The sequence below is a fragment of the Paenibacillus sp. FSL K6-2441 genome (assembly GCF_037964765.1).
GTDB classification, from domain to species: Bacteria; Bacillota; Bacilli; order Paenibacillales; family Paenibacillaceae; genus Fontibacillus; species Fontibacillus phoenicis.
The window spans coordinates 4,273,801-4,291,632 of the sequence record NZ_CP150174.1 but is presented as its reverse complement, the minus strand read 5'-3'; the positions used below and the strand labels follow the sequence as shown (position 1 = coordinate 4,291,632).

The window sequence follows — 17,832 nt, the reverse complement described above, 5'->3', positions numbered from 1 at the left end:
TGCGGAGTGTCGGGGGAACTCAGCTTTTGGCTTGCTCAGGTTGGCGGTGAAGGCGAGGGAGCGCCTCTGTTGCCGGCCCTTCGATCACTTCGCCTTTGTAATCGAACCTGGAGCCGTGGCAAGGGCAGTCCCAGGATCGTTCCGCCTCATTCCATTTGACCTCGCAGCCCATATGGGTGCAGGTCGTATCCACAAGATAGAGCAGGCCGTCTTGGTCGCGGTAGGCTCCGGCACGCTTACCATGGTGCTTGACGACGCCGCCTTGGCCCGGAACGAGATCCTCTGGCTTCAGGTGGACGAGTTCGATTTTGCCGGTGACGAACTCTTTGGCTACGTCCGCATTTTGGGTGATGAAATGCTTGATCGAGGGGTCGGCCTTGAACCGAGAAGGCGTAAACAGCTCGGCATAGCGGTTCTCCTTCTCCAGAATGAGGTCGCGGATTAGCATTGCGGACAGCGTGCTGGTGGTCATTCCCCATTTGTAGAAGCCGGTGGCGACGTAGATATTCGGATGGTTTGATGTAATCCGCCCGATGTAGGGGACGCCATCGAGAGTCACCAGATCCTGCGCCGACCAGCGGAAGGGGATCGACTTGATCCCGAGCGTCTGCCGTCCGAATTTCTCCAGGGTTTCGTAGGACTGAATCGTGCAGTCGTTTTTGCCAGTCTTATGCGACTCGCCGCCGACCAGAACCACCTGCTTCCCGTTCAGCTCTGCGGATCGGAGCGAGCGCGTAGGGGAGCCGCAATTAATGTACATGCCGCCAGGGTAGGCTTTCTCCGGTTCGATGGCCACGACATAGGAACGCTCGGCATGCAGCCGGGTGAAGTACCAGCCTTTTCCGTCAAAGAACGGATAATGGGAGGCCGATACCGCATGGCGGCAAACGATGTGATGGCCGTTTTCCGTGGTCAGGCGAAGCCGTCCATCCGACTGCGGTTCGGCGACATCCTCCAGCGTTGTATTTTCATACACCACACCTCCATGGGAGGTGACATACGCCAGCAATTCGTTTAAGTATTGAAGCGGATGGAATTGGGCCTGATTTTTCATCACGACGGCCCCTCTGGCTTGCAGCGGCAACTCGATCGTATCCCGCCATTCACCAGGCAGACCTAAGCGTTCATAAGCCCGCCATTCCGCTTCCAGCTTGTGGAGCTGCTCGTCCGAATCCGCATACAAATAAGCATCCTCCCGGCGGAACTTACACTCTATCTTCCGCTCCTTCACGGTTTCGCCGATCCAACGCAGCGCCTCCTCATTCGCTTCAAAATACAGCCGTGCGCCTTCCTCACCAAAATGGTTGATCAGCTTGTCGTAAATAAGGCCGTGCTGCGCCGTGATTTTTGCGGTTGTATACCCGGTTGTGCCGTCCAGGACCTTACCGGCCTCCAGGATGGTGACCTTTACACCGGCTTGCACCAGCAAATAAGCAGTGGTGATTCCAGTGATCCCGGCGCCAACCACGGCAACGTCGGTATCGATGTCCTCGGTCAGCTTGCTAAAGTCCGGCAACGGAGTTGTTTTGCGCCACAGCGATTCAGGGAATCGCGGAAGTCCGCCGGACATAAATGGGGTGTCCTCCATTGAGGCTTCCTCCTGTCATATGGTTTTTCCTTAAAAATGGGAGCCGTTTCGGATACATTATTTCCCGCTTAGGGACAGAAAAACCGCTTGAGATTCTCGGAAGGCCCTGTCGATCTCTGTCGCATGAAAAAGGAATGAAAAGCAAATAATGGAGAGAAGAGATGCAGACAGAATAGGAGTTGCTAATCATGCTGCGCCACTTATCCCGCGGCCGCTCCGGCCAGCAGAACAAAAGCAACAGACAACCTCGAATTACCGGGGATTTGCAGCAAATGCTGGACCGCATCATGGAGGAATCCGGAAACAGCCCGGATATTGTCATCCGTCATCTCAAGCTTGGCGGTCCAGTTCAGGCACCCGCGAAGGCGGCGATCGTCTATTTGAACGCCCTCAGCGACCAGCAAGCGATCAATAATTTCGTGATCAAGCCTTTAATGGAGCTGGATCCCGAGAAAGTTAACGTTTATCCCGCCGACCGACTCATCCAATACATTCTCGAGGATGCCTTGTCCTTGGGAGAGACCAAGGTAGTGAAGGAATGGAACGACATCATGCTGGCCGTTCTATCCGGTGACACCGTGCTGCTGGTGGACGGTAGTGATCAGGGAATCATTTCCGGCACGGCGGGCGGGGAATGGAGAGCGGTTAATGAGCCTTCCTCGCAGCTGGTTGTGCGCGGGCCCAAGGACAGCTTCGTGGAATCGATTGCGACCAACATCTCCTTGATCCGGAGGCGCATTAAGTCACCGGATCTATGGCTGGAGTCGTTGAAAATCGGCTCCGTGACCCACACCCACGTGGCGATGATGTATATGAAAAGCAGTGCCGACCCGAATGTAGTAGCCGAGATTCGCCGGCGGCTCCAGCAAATTCGCATCGATGGCATCCTGGAATCCGCTTATATCGAGGAGTTTATCCAGGATAAGACCATTACCGCGTTTCCGACGGTTTATAATACGGAACGCCCGGATGTCGCCGCAGGCAACTTGCTTGAAGGACGGGTGGTTATTCTCGTCGACGGTACGCCGTTTACGCTGATCCTGCCTACTGTCTTTGCCCAGTTCATGCAATCGCCGGAGGATTACGCTCAACGCTTTGACATCAGCATTCTGATGCGTGTTATCCGCTACATATGCTTTGTGATTTTGCTGCTAGGTCCGGCGGTTTATATTGCCTTGACGACCTTCCATTATGAGATGATTCCTACACTGCTGCTGGTCAGCTTAATGGCTCAGCGCGAGGGAGTGCCGTTTCCGGCTTTCGTAGAGGCCATCATCATGGAGGTCGTTTTTGAGATTTTACGTGAGGCAGGGGTACGGATGCCGCGGGCGATTGGGCAAACGGTGTCGATCGTAGGTGCGTTGATCCTGGGGCAGGCCGTCGTTGAGGCGGGGATCATCACGCCGATCATGGTTATTGTCGTAGCGCTGACGGGGATCGCGAGCTTCGCATTGCCCTCCTATAACCTATCTATTGCGGGCAGGCTGTTCCGGTTTTATTTTCTTGTGCTGGCCGGCTTTTTTGGGTTTTACGGGATCACGCTGGGGCTGATTATGCTGATCGCCCATATGAACAGCATCCGGTCGTTTGGCGTTCCTTATCTGACGCCGTTCAGCCCGTTTGTACCACAGGCTCAGAAGGATGCGATCCTGCGGCTGCCGATTTGGATGCACGGGTGGGAACCGTTAATGTCCTCAAGCCAGCAAGATATGAAGAAGATAGGGGAAATCAAACCGATGTCTCCCGACAACTCCAGCGGGTCGGCGAATTCTGGAGAGGAGGCGAGTCAGGGCGGCCCGCAGCAAGGCGGACAAGAAACGGAATCAAGGAAGCAGGAGGACCAAAATGAGAATTAGAGCGATGTGGTTACTTGTGATCCTGTGCGTCATGCTGCCCCTGTCCGGTTGCTGGGATGCGGAAGAGTTAAACCGGCGGGCGGTGGTGTCCGGGATTGGTATCGATCGCGGCCCTGGAAATAAGGATTATCTGGTGTCCTTTCAAGTGATTATCGCCGACGAGATTTCCGGAAAAATCGGCAGAGGCGGTACCCCAACGACGGTTTATACCGCCGAAGGACGATCCATTATGGAGGCCGTTCGCAAGGCTTCTCTTCAGGTACCACGGCTGATGTCGACCGCTCATGTTCGTATCGTGGTCATCTCGGAGGAGCTGGCCCGGCAGGGAATATCGGATATCCTCGATTTTCTCGACCGGGATTCAGATATTCGCCTAACCGCAAAAATTTTTATAGCGAAAAAAGGCATCCGAGCGCTCGACGTTATTGCCGGGCTGTCCCCCATGGGGAAAATCACCGCGTATACGCTTGCTCAAAAAGCTGAAATGACCTCCCGAGAGTACGGTGCCAATTATCCCGTTGAGGTTGATGATCTGATACGCGAGGTCCTCGTGCCTAATTCGGGGCCGGTAATCAACGGCGTTGATATTGTAGGGAGTGTCCGAGAAGTACGAAAGAAAAACAATCTGGAGGAAACAGATAACCTCGGGCTTCTGGTCATGTCCAATTTGGCGGTGTTTAAAGGAGATCAGTTGAAGGGATGGCTTAATGAGAATGAAAGCCGGGGATTAATCTGGCTTAGAGATAAGCTGCACAACACTTCGATTGTGATCACGCCGGACGACCAGGGGACTATCACGCTGGATGTTCGCAGAAGTAAAACTTCGATTCGGGCGATTCTTAAGGATGGGGAGGACCCTATCTTCGTTGTGAAGGTGATGGCCCAGCTGTCGGTTCGGGAAATGGACAGCCCCATCGATTTCCGTGACCTGGCAACTCTGGATGCATTGGAAAAGGATGTGAATCAGGAAATATTAAAGGACATCAAGGCTGCCGTTCAAACGGCACAATCCCTGAACAGCGATGTTTTATGCTTCGGACGGACGCTCGAGCTCCAGCATCCAAAGGTCTGGAAGCAATTGAAGGGACAATGGTCCGACATCTTTCCAAAGGTCGCGGTCGAATATCATATTGATTCGATCGTCCGCAATTCCCAAATGAGAGATCGTTCCTTCCAATATAATTTGAAAAAGAAAGAATAGGAGGCGGGATACGCTTGGAAGACACGAAGCTAAGTCCTATGCAACTTTTCGCCCTGCTTGTCTTGTTTCAACTCGGGACGGCCCTGGTTGTGAATTTGGGCATGGCAGCCCGCGAGGATGCCTGGATCGCCGTATTGTGCGGCATGTTGGTCGGGTGTCTGCTCTTTCTGGGGTATGCATTTCTGTACACCGCTTTTCCTGATAAACTGCCCACCCAATATATGCGATTGCTGCTAGGCAAATACTTGGGCGGGCTAATCGGTTTTGCCTATATACTGTTTTATATGAACAAAGCTAGCCGCGATTTGATGGACGGCGGGTTATTGGTTTTCGCCTCCACGTTGAAAGAGACTCCGCTGTTCATTATCAATACGGTGATGATGCTAACGATCATTTATGTACTGCACAAGGGCATTGAGGTGCTGGCCCGCACGGCGTTTATTTTGCTTTGGGTTGTGTTTGTGATCGGGATCATCATTTTGTTTCTGCTGCTGTTCTCGGGAATTATAGATTTCACCCGGATTCTTCCGGTGCTAAGCGATGGGTTTGGGCCGGTGCTGGAGTCCGTTTATCGCCAAAATTACCAGTTCCCGTTTGGTGAGATTATTTGTTTCACCATGGTTTTGCCGTATTTGAACAATGTAAAAGCAGGGGTCCGGGCAGGATTGATGTCCGTGCTGCTATCAGGGATGATTTTGTCGGGGACGGTGGTGATTACGATCTCCATACTTGGCGTGGACATTGCTGAGCGATCGATATTCCCGCTTCTAACGATGGTTGGTAAAGCCTCCATTGCCGACTTTATTCAACGTCTGGATATTTTAGTGGTGATGGTGTTGATCATTGGCGACTTCTTCAAAATCGCTGTCTATTTCTATGCGGCCGTTATCGGAGCTTCCGACTTGTTCAAGATTCCCTATCGGAAGGTCCTCTATCCGCTGGCCCTGATTGTGTTGTTCACTTCGATAACGATCGCTCGAACGTATAGTGAGCACGTCAAGAAAGGCGGCGATGTCCTCTATATCATGGATCCATTATTTTATGTTATTGTGCCCGCCGCTCTGATTGTAGCCGCCTTGATTTACCGATTCCGGTTCCGGCGGCATTCCGGAACGTAAATCCTCCGATGGGTTAGAAGAGTCTTTGTTCGCCGAGGTGGACGAAGACTCTTCGTTTTGCTGCGAGCTAGTCGCATGGCCTGAGGTTTGTCCGCCTCCATTCCGTTTGCGGCTTACGAAATGATAGATGTCCGGGATGATCAGGAACAGGAACAGCATATAGGCACAAATCCGTTCGGCAGGATCGGTTAGCGAGTAGCTCCAGTTGATTAAGAAGTTATTCCATGGAAGTCCAATCAGTATGTCCGTCCAAATGATATAGCCCATTGAAAAAGCCGCTATGAGGAGAGTAGTCAGGTATTTTCGAATCAACATAAGGTGCAGCTCCTCTCGGTAAAATGGTTAATGTAGTCTAGCTTTCATCCTATAGTATTAGGAAAAGCGCGTTGGAACATGCAGGAAATGGGGAAAGGAATTGACGTTTCATAAAATAAGACTTATACTAAATCTAAAAACAACTACAGGGATTGATGATAAATGAAAGCCTTAAATTTAACGACCCAACGCCAAGCGGTATATGATGTCGTTCGCAACGCCAAGGACCATCCGACGGCCGCGGAAGTCATGAACCGTCTGGTTGAGCAAGGATATAATTTTGCATATGGTACGGTTTACAACTCACTGCGGTATTTAACCGAGAAGGAATTGATTCGCGAATTGAAGCTGGGCGAAGCAGCCAGCCGGTATGATGCGAAGCTGGACGATCATCAGCATATCTTGTGCGAGGTTTGCGGCCGCGTGGATGAAGTGATGTCTCATGTGCCGGAGGAATGGAACCGTACGGTGGCTGAGGAAACGGGATATGATGTTCATCATGCACATGTCGTATTTGGGGGGGTGTGTCCGAATTGTCAGCAGAAGAAGTGATGCAAAACGGAATTTCGGGTAATACGGTCCCCTTCCGCCGCCCTTCCGGTGTTGAAGTTGCCGAGCCGGAGGGCTTGGAACTAGGCAGAGTGGCGTGCCCGGTTACACAGCGCGTCATTTTGATTAGTCCATTTCCGAGCGAGGTTCATGAACTGGTGCGCGAGTTGTCGGAGAGCTGCTTTGATGTCCTTGTATTCCATCATTTGGAGCAAGGCATTCGTAACGCTTTGGCGGCCGACCTGCTGATCTTTGATCTGACCTCCTATCAAGAGAACATAGACACAGCAGTGATCCGTTCGCTGGTGGGACAGGAAACCGGCGGCACCCCCTCGCTGTTGCTCGTTAGAGAGTCGATGCTCGGATACCTTGACCCGGCCTTAAGGAACCAAGAGCTTCTGGTTTGGCCAGCCCGCCCGGTCGAAATCGTGTACCATGCCCAGCGGATTATTCGCAATAGCGGCCCGCGGCCGTTGTCGTCGCGGCTGCTTACCGGCACGTCCCCGGCGATCTTCAAGGATTTGTGGATCGATCGCAAGAAAATGACAGTGTACCGGGGCGGCATCAAAATTGAGCTGACCAAGACGGAGTTCGAACTGCTGATCAAGCTGCTGGAACATGAAGGTACAGTGCTGTCCCGAGAAGAGCTGCTGTCGGAGGTATGGGGAACAACATTTCTTGGCGGCAGCAACGTCGTCGACGTGCATATCAAGAGTCTGCGCAAGAAGCTCGGCGACAATGCCTCGCGTCCGACCTACATTACCACCGTCCGCGGCGTGGGTTATCGGCTGGCGGATTAAAGCACACTCAATTCAGAAGAAAACCGTTTGTCGTCGGACAGACGGTTTTTCTAGTCCCCGTTTCTCTTGGTTAATAGGGAGATAGGGGAGCTAGTCTCTCCGCCGCCTTCTTTTGACGATTATCCCGTTGCATCAGGCAGTGGAGAAAGATAAAGTTGCAACATGCGCAGGAGCAGTAAGATGCTGTAAGAAAGTAGAAGTAAGATATTGCAAGAAAGTAGCAGTAAGATTTTACAAGAAAATCGATAGTTGCTGATAGTTTCGACAGGGGGAAGCTGTCTCTTTGCCACCCTCTTTTGATGATTATCCCGTTGAGTCAGCTGGTGGAGTGAAGAAAGAGAAGGAAGTAGACATGTCAGTACTTCTATTAGTGCCATTAGTAACTAGTATCTCATAAGTATCTCATTAGCACCCTTAGCACCACATTAGCTACAGTACACATTAGCACCTCGCTAGCACCTCACTAGTATCTCATTAGTACCTCATTATTATCTCACTAGTATCTCGGTAGCACTTTAATTTTAAGCCGCTGCTGCATAGAATGGCTTCTGATGGCGTGTGATTAATTGGCGGTAAGGGATCGCTGGAATGGATACGCACATCTGTAGCATATTATGACGCATTTCTTCCTCGGAAGGGGACATGCGCAGATGGCGGCGGACGGTGTATTCATTCAAATACGCCTGCAAATGTGTTAGCCCCAAGGCAATATACGTGCGCTTAAGCGAGTTCCACGCCGCTCTTACTTCTTTCCGCAAAGGCAAATACAGCCGATAAGCCAAATGGAACGACTGAACGGTGGAGGTATGGACATCGATATGATCATGGATGAACGCGGCGAGATCATGCCGGTCGGCACGTTGTCCTCTTTTATGCGATATCAGCTGGATCTTCACCCGCTCCGGCTCGCCATACTCCGTGACCGTGCAGCCGGCTACAACCGCGGTGGCATATGGCTGAGCAGCCGGATGATAACGCGACGAATCATACGCATACTGATCGCAGTTTACCTTCACGTCTCCAGAGAGCAGTTCCCGGGCATCGCATTCGCCGAGGGTATGACGGATTTTGTGCAGCATGAGCCAAGCGGTCTTGTAGGTAACTTCAATGACCTGACTCAACCGCAGCGCCGAGATGCCGTCGGGAAGCAGGAACAATTCGAGGGCTCGAAACCACTTCACAAGGGGCAGATGGGTTCTTTCAAAAATCGTGCCGACCAAAGGCGATGCCTGATAGCCGCATCGTCCGCACTCAAACAAAGGAAGGCGTCGGGAGGACAGGCGGGTGCACTCGCTATAAGCGCAGCGCGGGCAAATAAATCCGTTTGGCCACTTCATAGCGATGATTGCCTCAATGCAGTCCGCCTCACTTTGAAAACGGCTGCTAATAGGTTGAAGATCCGTATTCATCCCTAATTCCATGTCCGATTCCTCCAATTCAAATCCTCTAACTCAATAAACACGAACGTATGTTCTTTTTTCTTCTATTATACCAAACACATGTTCTTTTTGCAAGCAAAAAATTCCAGATGGGCCATCTTATTTTCGTAAAAATAGGAATGATCAGCTACCGGGTAACCTCGTCTCATCCCGATCATAGAGTCCTCTATTCTGAACAAAAGGGATAATGGTACAAAGAGGTAGCAAGAAGATCCTCTTCCTAGCTCCACCAATTCTGAGCAAAAGGGATAATCATGCAAAGAGGTGCAGCGAGAGGATCCCTTTCTCGATCCCCATTCTGATTGAAAGGGATAATGGTGCAAAGGGGAGGCTAGAAGAGCCCCTTCCTAAACCTCCCTATTTCTGAACGAAAGGGATAATCATCAAAAGAGGCGCGCGAAAGACCATACGGGGCAGGAGAGTACCACCAACCAGGGGGGATTGATCTTTTTTTGCATCTATATTCAAGACTTGGAGCAACGAGTATAATCTAGTATAAAAGCTTATTCATTATGTAAGAGAAGGAAGGTCGTCAATGCAAAAACGCGTTAGGTTAGCTCTATTATTGATCCCCATTCTTTTGGCGGTGGTTCCCTGTATTCTAGCGTTGGTCGTAAACGGCGGGGTTGAACCAACCTGGTACCTGATTACGGGCATATCTGTTGTGCTGGCGGTCTTGGCAGCTATCGTATTGATTCGAATGATTGCCGTCCCGCTGGAACGTTTGACGGAAACGGCCAAGCATATTAGTGAAGGGGATTTGACCCGGCGCTTGGACTATTTGAACCGGACAGATGAGATCGGCGCCATGGCAAACCAATATCAACGGATGGTAGACCATCTTCGGGGGATCATCACCAGCATTCGGGATACGACGAACCAGGTCGTTACCACGTCCGAACGGCTGTCAGCGGGTGCGAAGCAAACGGTGGACACGATCGGGCAAGTCAATGGTGCCCTCCAGGAGATTGCAGCTGGTAGCGAACGGCAGTTGTCGGAACTGGAAGGCGGAGCCCAAGGCATGGGAGAGATGTCCCGTCAGGCGAGTCAAATGTCGGAGCAAATCGTTAACCTTACCGAGACGATGGAGAAGACGACTGCAGCTGCAGAGGAAGGGAACTCATCCGTGCTGAGCGTAGTTGAGAAAATGGAACGAATTCAGCAAACCGTTGATGAGCTGGGAGAAGTCATCCAGACGTTAGGCGAGCATACGGCCAATATCGGTGGTATTATCGAAGTGATTACAGGTATTGCTCAGCAGACGAACTTGCTGGCGCTAAACGCATCGATCGAAGCGGCGCGAGCCGGTGAGGAAGGCCGGGGATTCGCCGTAGTTGCTTCGGAGGTGCGTAAGCTGGCGGAAGGGTCCGAGCAATCGGCCAAGCAAATTGCGGAGCTGATCGGCAGCGTGCAGGCGGAAGTCGAACGCGCGGTCGTCTCCATGGAGGAGGCCAAGCAGGGGGTTCACGAAGGGATTCTTGCCGTTGATACCTCCGGCCGCTCGTTCTCGCGGATTCGCAAAGCGGTTCGCAGCGCTGCGGACAAGATGGAAGGCCTCGTTGCGAGTGTCAAAGAGATGGCCACCGGCACGGAAGTGGCAAAAGATACCATTCAAGGGAATCGTCAGATATCCGAGGAACTCGCCAGCAAAACCCAGACGATTTCCGCCGCTGCGGAGGAACAGCTTGCTTCCGTTGAGGAAATTGCCTCCTCTGCCGCCCAACTGGCTCAAATTGCTGAACAATTAAAAGTAAAAGTGGACAAGTTCCAGATGGATCGGAAATCCTGATTCATCCACTGCATTGCTCTCCGGTTTACCGCCGGAGGGCTTTTTTTGTCTACATAGATTTTCCAAAATGGTACATTCTACATCATATCACCATGAATCGGCGGACCGGCAAGGAGTGTTCCCATGAAGACCAAGGAACGAAAACAAGAGAACAAAATCAGCCGAGATTTGGCGGAAAATATCAAGCAAGTGAAAAACGTATTCCAGGACTGTTCCGACGTCATCTACCGCGAGATTCAGCTCACCGAGGATATCCGCGGTTTGCTGGTATACATTGAAGGGATAGCTAAAGTTGAGGACGTTCAGCAGCATATGCTGCGTCCGTTGATCGAGGGATTGGCCAAGCACCCGCACGCAAACGGGGACATCTATCCGTTATCGTTCACGAGAATCTCGTTAAGCCAAACGCAGGCTGCTACCGACTGGCCGACGGTGATAAACGGAGTATTGACGGCAAACGTTGCTATTTTTGTTGAAGGCATGGACGAGGTGCTGCTGTTCAGCGTCAAGGGCGGTTCGCGCCGGAGCGTTCAGGAGCCGCAGACGGAAGCGGTGATCCGCGGTCCGCGTGAAGGCTTCACGGAGTCGCTAAGGATCAATACCGCCTTAATCCGGTTCAAAATCAAATCGGAAAAGCTGAAATTAATCGATATGGTGATCGGTTCGATGACAAAGACGGACGTCGCGATCGCCTATATCGAAGGTGTGGCCGAGGAATCGCTGATTGCTGATGTAAAGGACCGGCTCGAGAGCATCGATATCGATGGGATTCTGGAATCCGGATACATCGAGGAATGGATTGAGGATAATCCTTCCTCGCCGTTTCCGCAGATGCAATATTCCGAACGGCCAGACTCCGTTGCTGCGCAGCTGCTGGAGGGGAGGATCGCCATTTTTGTGGACGGCACGCCGTTTGTGCTGATTGCTCCTGTGACGTTATGGCAGCTTCTGCAGGCCAGCGAGGATTATTACGAACGCTTTTTCATCAGCAATATGATTCGCTGGATTCGCATCTTTTTCTTGTTTCTTGCCCTGTTTCTGCCCAGCTTGTATATCGCGGTCACGACCTTCCATCAGGATATGCTGCCTTCGACTTTAATCTTAAGCATCGCTGCTTCCCGGGAAGCGATTCCTTTCCCCGCGTTGGTGGAGGCCTTTATTATGGAAATCTCCTTTGAAGCGCTGCGGGAGGCCGGCATCCGTCTGCCCAAAACGGTTGGGCAAGCGGTCAGCATCCTGGGGGCGCTGGTGATTGGGCAAGCTGCAGTCCAGGCCGGCATCGTGTCCGCACCGATGGTTATCGTCGTCTCGCTGACCGGGATCGCTTCCTTCACGATTCCCCGTTTTAGTCTTGCGGTGACGGTTCGGATGCTGCGTTTTCCGATCATGCTGCTGGCCAGCGCCTTCGGATTATTTGGCATCGTGATCGGTGCGATTTGGATCGTCGTCCATCTAACGCAGTTAAAGTCGTTTGGCGTGCCTTACATGAAGGGGGTAGCCCCGTATGAGGCAAGAGATATGAAGGATATTTTCAGCAGGGTGCCGATCTGGAAGATGAAGGAGCGGCCTTCGGACGCAACCCGAGGGAACGTTCGTCGAATCGGAAAATCCCGTCCATTGGGGAGTGATTCCAATGAAGGATGGTGAACGTTCGTGAAAGCAAGCTTTGCCCGGGTTCGGGCGATTAGCGTGTTCGTCCTGCTTCCCTGCCTGCTGACGGGCTGCTGGGATCGCGTCGAAGTGAACGATGTTGCCTTTGTTCTGGCGACTTCAACGGATTTGGATGAAGGCCAAATTCGTTCGACCGCGCAAATCGCCTTGCCCAGTTCGCTCGGGGGTGCTGGCACCCAAGGGGGCGGGGGCGGAACGACCGGCAGCAAAACCTACCTGATGGTTTCCCAAACGGCGCCAACGCCATTCCAGGCGAATGAAAAGTTGCAAGACAGTTTATCGCGGGTGATCAACTTCTCTCACCGGAGGGTGACGATTATTGGAGAGGAGTTCGCCAAATCGGGAATTGCCGGGTCTATCGACGTCTTGGCTCGGTTTCCGCAAAATCGGCTAACGACCTACGTTGTGCTTAGCCGCGGGCCAGGATATAAATTGCTGGACGTTGAGGCCCCGATCGAGCAATCCCCTTCGGAAATGATCCGCGAGCTGGCCAAGTCGGCCATGCAGGACCCGATCTCTATCCAAAGCATGGCCAATGCGCTGCTAACCGAAGGAAGAGATTTTGCAATTCCGGTCATGGTGACGACGCCCAGTGTTCCCGAGAAGGTCGGGAATGGCCAAAGCCTGGTCAGGCTGGATGGATTAGGCGTATTTCACGACGACAGGCTGTCGGGTTATTTAACTGATAAGCAAGCGCCTATGGCGCTGATCGCGATGGGGCAGGCGCTGAATCCCAAATTCACGGTCGTGATGGGTGAACATCATCCGCAAGAATCGGCGACGATCGTATTAAATCAAATCCACAGGAAAATCCATCCTCATCTGGAGGATGGGAGCATCTCGTTCGACTTGGAGATCGAGGCGACCGGGTTGATCTTGGAAAATGTGACCCGGCAAAGTTTCGAACACACGATGATGTTATCGCTGGAGAAGCATGCCAATACGTTTCTGGATCAGGAGATCCAGTCGGTCATTAAAGAAACGTTTCAAAAGCATCGATCGGATATTTATGGATTTAGCACCGCCCTGAACAGCAAGTACCCTGCCGAATGGAACAAAATGAAACACCGCTGGCATGACCTGCTGCCGGAAGTCGAGGTCCGTGTCCGGACAAAGGTTCATCTGGAGAATAGCGGCGAATTAATCGACTCGCTGGGAATAAAGGAGGAGCTTCTCAAGAATGACTAGTTCCTACATTGGATTGTTGTTGTTGATTGCTTTCAACTGCTGGCGGGACCGGGAGGCACTCCGGGAAGGAGGGGCGCTGAGCCGCTGGGCGTTTTATTCGGTGATGGCCGCTTCCTTCGGGATCCTGATCTATGTGACATGGTCCTCCCAAGTCTTCTATCCCACAGAGTGGCTGGGACGGGTGTTACAGCCGCTGGTACCGTTTGATCATCATCATTGATAACCCTACCGAACATGGAGGAGTGTGCCTGTCATGAAAATTACCAAACGGCAAATCACTCTGCTTGGGGTCCTGTACATCGGATCGATATCGTATCTGCATACGTACACTTTAGCGACTCAAGCGGCTCACCAGCACGCCGTCATCAGCTATATAATGAGCGGGCTGATTTGCCTTGTGTCGTTGTGGTTGGTCTCCACGACGCTGAAGCGATTCTCTGATCGCAATTTGTTGCAGGCGATGGCCGGCAGGTTTCCTGTTTTCGGCAGGGCCCTGCTGGTCATCTACCTCTTGTTTCTGCTGTTTATATGTGCAAGAGACATCCGAATTATCTCGGATTTCACCAATACCGTGCTGCTCAATCGGACGCCGGTCCCGATTCTCGGATTGATGGTGACCGCAACGGCGGTTTACATCTGTCAGGGAGGCATTCGGGCCTTTTTGGGACTCAGCGAAATTTACATACCGATTTTTATCGCCTCCATGTTTATTGGTGTTTTGGTATTGATGCGTGATCTAAACTTCACATACTTAGTACCTTATTTCTCACCGGATTGGTCTGGGATTATGGAGGGAACCTGGTATGTCTTCCCCTATCAGGCTGAAATTCTGGTGCTTCCGCTCGTGATTTCCGGTAAATACTACAAGGCAATTGCAGGCTACGTCAGCTTGGTCATAGGCACCGTCTTGATGGTGGTACTGTTGCTGATAACGCAGATGGTTTTGGGGATCCCTTTGGTCGAAAGATTGATTCACCCCAGTTACGAGATGATCCGTCAAATTCAGATCACCGATTTTATCGACCGCTTCGATTTGCTGCTTTTGGGTTTCTGGTATCCGACGGCCTTGAGTAAGATCGCATTCGATCTCTATGTGCTGTGTTACACCTTGCAAATCGTCGTCCCCAAGCTGTCCGGCCGGCTGATGACAGCTCCCGCCGGCGCGCTGGCCTTTGCCTGCTCCGTCTGGTTCTTTAAAAATGCGCTGCAGCTCTTTCACTTTAACTTCGTGCTTCCGTTGATCGGCTTCATCTTTTACCTTGTCTTTCCGATCCTGTTCTTTGCGGTGCTGCGACCACGCCGAAATAAACCGGAACCGAAGGCAGGCTAACGGCCGATCGCCGAAATGGCAATTTACTTCGCTTTCTCCGTCGTATAAGCTGAAGGTAGTTAATAGGATAAACCTGGGAGGTATACGATGGCACGGAGACTGGAAGGGAAAAGAGTTGCGTTGACCGGGCCCCGTCGGGCAGAGGAACTAGGCAAGCTGGTTGAGAACATGGGAGGTATCCCGCTGTACCGTCCGGCACAGGGAACCGTGTTGCTCGACGATCAGGCGTTGCGAAGCGGTATTGTCGATTGGGTGGAGCATCCGCCGGATTGGTCGATTTTTACGACGGGGATGGGGTTGGATGCGCTGTTCGATATGGCCCAGGATATGGGCGTCGCCGATCAATTGTTGGAGCGCCTTCGAGAGGAGAACATTGCCGCTCGGGGCTACAAGACGGTTAACGCTCTGAAAAAACGGGGGCTAACCCCGATCGTCCGCGACGATGACGGCAGTACGGAAGGCCTCATTCGCGGGTTAGCGCAACATGAATTGCGCGGAGCGAGCGTGTTGTTGCAGCTGCACGGTGATCCGGCGCCCCGCCTGGTCGCTTGGTTAGAGGAGCAAGGGGCGAGCTGCCGCCAGTTGCTGCCCTACAAGCATATTGCGCCTCCCGAAGCGGAGTTAGAGAAGTTGTTGAGCGATATTTTGGCCGGGGAAATTGATGCTGTGACGTTTACAAGCGGACCGCAGGTGCGCTTTCTGATGGAGCACGCGGAGCGTCAGGGGCAACTTGACGCTTTGCTGGAGGTGCTGAAAGGCCCGGTATTAGCGGTGGCTGTGGGCAAAGTGACGGCAGCCGGTCTATACGAATCCGGGGTGCCCCGGGTGCTGGCTCCCAAGGAAGAACGGATGGGCAGCATGATGGTTGAGTTGGCCCGTTATTATGCGGGTGAAGCCGAACCGCTCTTTGCAGCCCCAAGCGGCGGAGATGAACAACGAGCCTAAATTGGGTAATGATAGGTATAGGTACTACAAACCTCAAATGAAAGGATGATGGGCAATGAGCGATTTACTGAAAAAAGCGATTTCGCTGGGTTGGGGTTTGACGATCATGAGCAAGGAGAAGATCGAAAGCATCGTCGATGATTTGGTAAAACGCGGAGAGCTGGCCCCTTCCGAATCAAAACAGCTGGTGGAGAAGCTGATTGAACGCGGCAGCGAAGAGCAAAGCAAGTTCAAAGAGCTGGTGAATGAGCAGGTTCGGTCCGCGTTGCAGAACATGGGCTTGGCCACGGCAAAAGAGGTAGAGGAGTTGACACGGCGGGTAGCGGAGCTGGAAATTCAGCTCGCCGAGCTGCAGCAGCCTTAAAGCAATGAGCAGCTTCGTTCGACATACCGGCCGTTATCGTGAAATCGCCATGGCGCTTGGGCGCCATGGCTTTGGCTATTTGGCCGAGGAGATCGGCTTGGCCCGGCTGATCCGGTTGCCTTCGCGGCCGCAGCACACCGGCGAGCGCGGTTCGCGGACCTTGGCCGAGCGAATTCGGCTCGTGCTGGAGGAGCTGGGCCCAACTTTCGTGAAGGTCGGCCAATTGGCCAGCACGCGCTCGGATTTGCTGCCGGAGGCGATCATCCAAGAGCTCGTCAAGCTGCAGGACCAGGTGCCGCCGTTTCCGGCGGAGGAGGCTCGCGCCATTTTGGAAGCGGAGCTGGAACAGCCGCTGGCGGGGCTGTTCCAGAGCTTCGACGAGACGCCGCTCGCGGCAGCTTCGATTGGCCAGGTGCATCGGGCCCGCCTCATAACAGGAGAGCCGGTCGCAATCAAAATCCAGCGGCCCGGCATCGCCCCGGTGATCGAGATGGATCTCGACATCCTGCAGCATCTGACGACGCTGGCGAACAAACGCTGGTCCTGGGTATCCCGGTATCAAATTCCCCAAATGGTCGAAGAGTTCGCCCGCTCGATCCGCGCGGAGCTGGATTACGGCTTCGAGGGCCGGAACATGGAGCGGATTCGCCGGCAATTCAAGGCGGATGAAGGAATATATATCCCGGCGGTCCATTGGCCACTCACGACCTCCCGCGTGTTAACGATGGAATTCGTGGAGGGGCAGCATCTCAACCGTCTGCTGGGGATTGATGCGCTGGGGTACGACCGTAAGGATCTGGCGGAGCGGCTGGTGAATGCGCTGCTTAGGCAAATCTTTGAGGGGGGCTTTTTCCATGCGGACCCCCATCCCGGCAACCTGCTGGTGACCAGCAAAGGGGAGCTCGCCTTCATCGACTTCGGTATGGTGGGGCGGCTTAGCGAGGAGATGAAGGATCATCTGTCCTCGCTGGTGATCGCCTTGATGCGGCGCAGCACGGAGGGGATGGTGCGGGCGATTCTGCGCATGGGCCTTGTCGGAGACGATGCCGATACGGCCGGACTGCGCATGGACCTGGATCGGCTTCGTGAGCGCTACTATGATATCCCGTTCGCAGAGATCCAGATCGGTCAGGCGTTACAGGATCTGTTTGCAACGGCCCAGAAGCATCACGTCGTGCTGCCCGCTGACCTCTTGCTGCTGGGCAAAGCGCTGCTCACCGTCGAAGGGGTGGCGTTGGCGCTCGACCCGGACCTTCGCATTCTGGATTTAGCGGAGCCTTTCGGGCGCAAGCTGATGCGTGAGAAATATGCCGCGCGCCGGCTTGGCAAGAAGCTGTTTGACGAAGCTTACGAGCTGGCGGATTCGCTTGTGGATCTTCCGCAGCAGATCCGCAATCTGTCGAGCGCACTAGCTCGCGGCAAGCTGAAGATGGATATGAACGTACCGGAGATGGAGCAGCTGCTCCGTAAGCTGGACCAGATCAGCAATCGCTTGTCGTTTAGCATCGTATTGCTGGCCTTCAGCATCATTATGGTTGGCCTCATCATCGGCTCTTCCCTTTCGCGGATGCCGACTTTGCTTTGGAACATTCCGGCAATCGAAATCGGCTTTGTGGTCGCGACGCTGATGTTCTTGTGGCTGCTTTACTCGATCTTCCGGTCGGGAAGGTTCTAAGGAT

General features: G+C 53.0%; 16 protein-coding genes. 13 read left to right on the top strand and 3 right to left on the bottom strand.

Annotated elements, in window-relative coordinates; all coding sequences use genetic code 11:
* Positions 1–19: 19 nt before the first annotated feature.
* Positions 20–1,588 (bottom strand): FAD-dependent oxidoreductase, encoded by a 1,569-nt coding sequence (locus NSQ80_RS19760; protein WP_009223680.1) that lies wholly within the window; start codon positions 1,586–1,588, stop codon positions 20–22.
* A gap of 188 nt (positions 1,589–1,776) precedes the next feature.
* On the opposite strand from NSQ80_RS19760, the gene NSQ80_RS19755 reads away from it, so the two are divergent.
* From NSQ80_RS19755 to NSQ80_RS19745, 3 genes are read left to right on the top strand one after another with little or no spacing between them, the layout of a single operon-like run.
* Positions 1,777–3,444, top strand: a complete 1,668-nt coding sequence (locus tag NSQ80_RS19755) for a spore germination protein (RefSeq protein ID WP_009223681.1) — start codon at positions 1,777–1,779, stop codon at positions 3,442–3,444.
* Complete coding sequence (locus NSQ80_RS19750) at positions 3,434–4,645, top strand: Ger(x)C family spore germination protein (protein ID WP_339300548.1); 1,212 nt, start codon at positions 3,434–3,436, stop codon at positions 4,643–4,645. The genes NSQ80_RS19755 and NSQ80_RS19750 overlap by 11 nt, the downstream gene beginning before the upstream one ends.
* Before the next feature lie 14 nt (positions 4,646–4,659).
* Positions 4,660–5,763, top strand: a complete 1,104-nt coding sequence (locus NSQ80_RS19745) for a spore germination protein (RefSeq protein WP_260070956.1) — start codon at positions 4,660–4,662, stop codon at positions 5,761–5,763.
* Here the strand turns inward: NSQ80_RS19745 and NSQ80_RS19740 are convergent.
* Positions 5,680–6,078: a hypothetical protein gene (locus tag NSQ80_RS19740; protein ID WP_009223684.1), complete on the bottom strand. Its 399-nt coding sequence runs from the start codon at positions 6,076–6,078 to the stop codon at positions 5,680–5,682. The two genes, NSQ80_RS19745 and NSQ80_RS19740, sit on opposite strands and share 84 nt — an antisense overlap.
* Positions 6,079–6,240: 162 nt before the next feature.
* On the opposite strand from NSQ80_RS19740, the gene NSQ80_RS19735 reads away from it, so the two are divergent.
* Together NSQ80_RS19735 and NSQ80_RS19730 are read left to right on the top strand one after the other, a co-directional pair.
* A complete protein-coding gene (locus NSQ80_RS19735) occupies positions 6,241–6,630 on the top strand; it encodes a transcriptional repressor (RefSeq protein WP_009223685.1) in 390 nt (129 codons plus the stop codon).
* On the top strand, positions 6,612–7,427 hold the full coding sequence (locus tag NSQ80_RS19730; protein ID WP_232282228.1) for a response regulator transcription factor: 816 nt from the start codon (positions 6,612–6,614) through the stop codon (positions 7,425–7,427). Before NSQ80_RS19735 ends, NSQ80_RS19730 begins: the two co-directional genes overlap by 19 nt.
* A gap of 521 nt (positions 7,428–7,948) precedes the next feature.
* Here NSQ80_RS19730 and NSQ80_RS19725 read toward each other — a convergent pair.
* Complete coding sequence (locus NSQ80_RS19725) at positions 7,949–8,848, bottom strand: IS1595 family transposase (RefSeq protein ID WP_339300546.1); 900 nt, start codon at positions 8,846–8,848, stop codon at positions 7,949–7,951.
* Between the two features lie 553 nt (positions 8,849–9,401).
* Between NSQ80_RS19725 and NSQ80_RS19720 the strand changes: the two genes are divergently transcribed.
* The 8 genes from NSQ80_RS19720 (at position 9,402) to NSQ80_RS19685 (ending at position 17,828) form a co-directional block, all read left to right on the top strand.
* Positions 9,402–10,655, top strand: a complete 1,254-nt coding sequence (locus NSQ80_RS19720; protein WP_260071045.1) for a methyl-accepting chemotaxis protein — start codon at positions 9,402–9,404, stop codon at positions 10,653–10,655.
* 123 nt (positions 10,656–10,778) lie between these two features.
* Positions 10,779–12,302 (top strand): spore germination protein, encoded by a 1,524-nt coding sequence (locus NSQ80_RS19715; protein WP_260071044.1) that lies wholly within the window; start codon positions 10,779–10,781, stop codon positions 12,300–12,302.
* A gap of 6 nt (positions 12,303–12,308) precedes the next feature.
* Positions 12,309–13,514, top strand: coding sequence for a Ger(x)C family spore germination protein (locus tag NSQ80_RS19710; RefSeq protein WP_260071043.1), 1,206 nt, complete (start codon positions 12,309–12,311; stop codon positions 13,512–13,514).
* Positions 13,507–13,734 (top strand): hypothetical protein, encoded by a 228-nt coding sequence (locus tag NSQ80_RS19705; RefSeq protein ID WP_009223691.1) that lies wholly within the window; start codon positions 13,507–13,509, stop codon positions 13,732–13,734. Before NSQ80_RS19710 ends, NSQ80_RS19705 begins: the two co-directional genes overlap by 8 nt.
* A gap of 33 nt (positions 13,735–13,767) precedes the next feature.
* Positions 13,768–14,844: an endospore germination permease gene (locus tag NSQ80_RS19700; protein WP_260071042.1), complete on the top strand. Its 1,077-nt coding sequence runs from the start codon at positions 13,768–13,770 to the stop codon at positions 14,842–14,844.
* Positions 14,845–14,931: 87 nt separating this feature from the next.
* Positions 14,932–15,789 (top strand): uroporphyrinogen-III synthase, encoded by an 858-nt coding sequence (locus NSQ80_RS19695; protein WP_339300541.1) that lies wholly within the window; start codon positions 14,932–14,934, stop codon positions 15,787–15,789.
* 55 nt (positions 15,790–15,844) lie between these two features.
* A complete protein-coding gene (locus NSQ80_RS19690) occupies positions 15,845–16,153 on the top strand; it encodes a phasin family protein (RefSeq protein ID WP_009223694.1) in 309 nt (102 codons plus the stop codon).
* 4 nt (positions 16,154–16,157) lie between these two features.
* Positions 16,158–17,828, top strand: coding sequence for an AarF/ABC1/UbiB kinase family protein (locus tag NSQ80_RS19685; RefSeq protein ID WP_323078025.1), 1,671 nt, complete (start codon positions 16,158–16,160; stop codon positions 17,826–17,828).
* Positions 17,829–17,832: the final 4 nt, after the last annotated feature.